Origin of the sequence: Nocardia farcinica (assembly GCF_029867845.1) — a bacterium.
Taxonomy (GTDB): Bacteria; Actinomycetota; Actinomycetes; order Mycobacteriales; family Mycobacteriaceae; genus Nocardia; species Nocardia farcinica_A.
This window is the reverse complement of the sequence record NZ_JARWRU010000796.1, coordinates 1-2,095: the sequence shown is the minus strand read 5'-3', so window position 1 is coordinate 2,095 and position 2,095 is coordinate 1. Positions and strand designations below refer to the sequence as shown.

Genomic DNA, 2,095 nt, shown 5'->3' with positions numbered 1-2,095 from the left:
GGCCAGCAGTGTCTTCGCTTTGCTCTCCAGAGTCGTCATGACTCGATCAAGGCTCAGTCGCAGGCCTGGGGCCGGCAAAAGCGCGTGGCGTGGGTGTCGAGCACGCGCGCGCCCGGCCCCTCCTCGCCGAGGCGGTCGCGCTCGTTGACGATCTTGCACACGCCGAGCGACAGGCAACCGCAGCCGATGCAGTCGGTCAGGCTGTCGCGCAGCCGGATCAGCTGCTCGATGCGGTCGTCGAGTTCGGCGCGCCAGGTGGTGGACACCAGCTCCCAGTCCCGTTTGGTGGGCGTGCGGCCCTCGGGCAGGCGGTCGAGTTCGGCCTTGATCTCGCTCAGCGGGATGCCCACCCGCTGGGATATGCGGATGAAGGCGACCCGGCGCAACGTCTCGCGCGGATAGCGACGCTGGTTGCCGCTGGTGCGCCTGCTGCTGATGAGCCCCTCGCGCTCGTAGAAGTGCAGGGCCGACACCGCGACGCCGCTGCGCTGCGACAGTTGACCGGGGGTCAATTCCTTGGCACGCCAATCGGCTGTCGACATCACGCTCCTTCGCTCCGAGGTGAACCATACTTCGGGTTCGCCCACGCCCGGGATGATTTCGGACACATGCGCATAAATGTTTCTTTCCGGCACGGCGCGGCACGATGGGCGTGCTCACCGGCCGTGTGCGCATTACGGTCGGAGCATGAACCACGGCAGCACCGACCACGGCTACGGCGTCACCTCCGAGGTGGGCGTTCTGCGCACGGTGATGCTGCACCGGCCCGGCCCCGAACTGCGCAGGCTCACCCCGCGCAACAGCGATCAGCTGCTCTTCGACGGCATCCCCTGGGTCGAGCGCGCACAGCAGGAACACGACATGTTCGCCGACGTGCTGCGCGGGCGCGGCGTCGAGGTGCTGCTGCTGGCCGACCTGCTCGCCGAGACGCTCGCGGTCAGCGGGGCCGCGCGCATCCAGGGCATCAGCGCCGCCGTGGACGCCCGCAGGCTCGGCCACACCCTCGCCGACGAGCTTGCCGCCCACCTGCGCGGCGTGCCCGCCCCCGCTTTGGCCGAGATCCTCACCGCGGGCATGACCTTCGACGAGCTGCCCTTCGCGCACGACGGCACCTCGCTGGTGCGCCGCATGCACCACGGCAGCGACTTCGTCATCGACCCGCTGCCGAACCTGCTGTTCACCAGGGACTCCTCGTTCTGGGTGGGACCGAGGGTGGCGATCACCTCGCTGGCGCTGCCGGCGCGCATGCGCGAGACCTCGCTGACCGACCTGATCTACGCCTTCCACCCGCGCTTCCTCGGTGTGCGGCGGGCCTACGAGTCGCACACCGCCCCGATCGAGGGTGGCGACGTGCTGCTGTTGTCCCCCGGCGTGGTGGCGGTCGGAGTCGGCGAGCGGACCAGCCCGGCCGGCGCGGAGGCGCTGGCCCGCAGCCTGTTCGACGACGATCTCGCGCACACCGTGCTGGTGGTGCCGATCGCGCAGAGCCGGGCCACCATGCACCTGGACACCGTGTGCACCATGGTCGACGTCGACGCGGTGGTCATGTACCCGGCGCTGCGCGACGAGTTGCAGGCCTTCACCATCCGGCGTGACGACGACTACGGCGGCCGCGAGGACCCGTCCGGGGTCACCATGAGCGGCCCCGACCCGTTCCTGCCCGCCGCCGCCGAGGCCATGGGCATCGGCAAACTGCGCGTCATCGACACCGGCTCGGACGTGGTCACCGCCGAACGCGAACAATGGGACGACGGCAACAACACCCTGGCGCTGGCGCCCGGCGTGGTCGTCGCCTACGAGCGCAACGAGGTCACCAACGCCAGGCTGGCCGACGCCGGGGTCGAGGTGCTCACCATCTCCGGCTCCGAGCTCGGCTCCGGCCGAGGCGGCCCGCGCTGCCTGTCCTGTCCCCTGTCCCGCGAGACCGTGTGAGCACGACGCCGACATGCTGAACGTCACCATCGACCCCGAATCCGGCGAGCCGCCCTTCGAACAGCTGCGGATGGCCGTCTTCGCCGCGGTCCGCACCGGCGAGCGGACCCCGGGCACCAACAACACCACCCTGCGGGCGCGGGCCCCCCCGCACCGGCGGGGG

At 70.5% G+C, this 2,095-nt stretch carries 2 protein-coding genes; one reads left to right on the top strand and one right to left on the bottom strand.

Annotation, left to right across the window (positions count from 1 at the left end; all coding sequences use genetic code 11):
- Positions 1–53 precede the first annotated feature (53 nt).
- On the bottom strand, positions 54–542 hold the full coding sequence (soxR, locus tag QH283_RS17455; protein ID WP_280504055.1) for a redox-sensitive transcriptional activator SoxR: 489 nt from the start codon (positions 540–542) through the stop codon (positions 54–56).
- 145 nt (positions 543–687) lie between these two features.
- Here soxR and arcA point away from each other — a divergent pair, with 145 nt between their 5' ends.
- Entirely contained in the window at positions 688–1,932 is a 1,245-nt protein-coding gene (gene arcA / locus QH283_RS17450) for an arginine deiminase (RefSeq protein ID WP_280504054.1), read from the top strand.
- The last annotated feature ends 163 nt before the right edge of the window (positions 1,933–2,095 follow it).

What these genes read in the sequence shown, in the direction of transcription:
- soxR (WP_280504055.1), bottom strand. Translation starts at nt 542, where the DNA reads ATGTCGACAGCCGATTGGCGTGCCAAGGAATTGACCCCCGGTCAACTG.
- arcA (WP_280504054.1), top strand. Translation starts at nt 688, where the DNA reads ATGAACCACGGCAGCACCGACCACGGCTACGGCGTCACCTCCGAGGTG.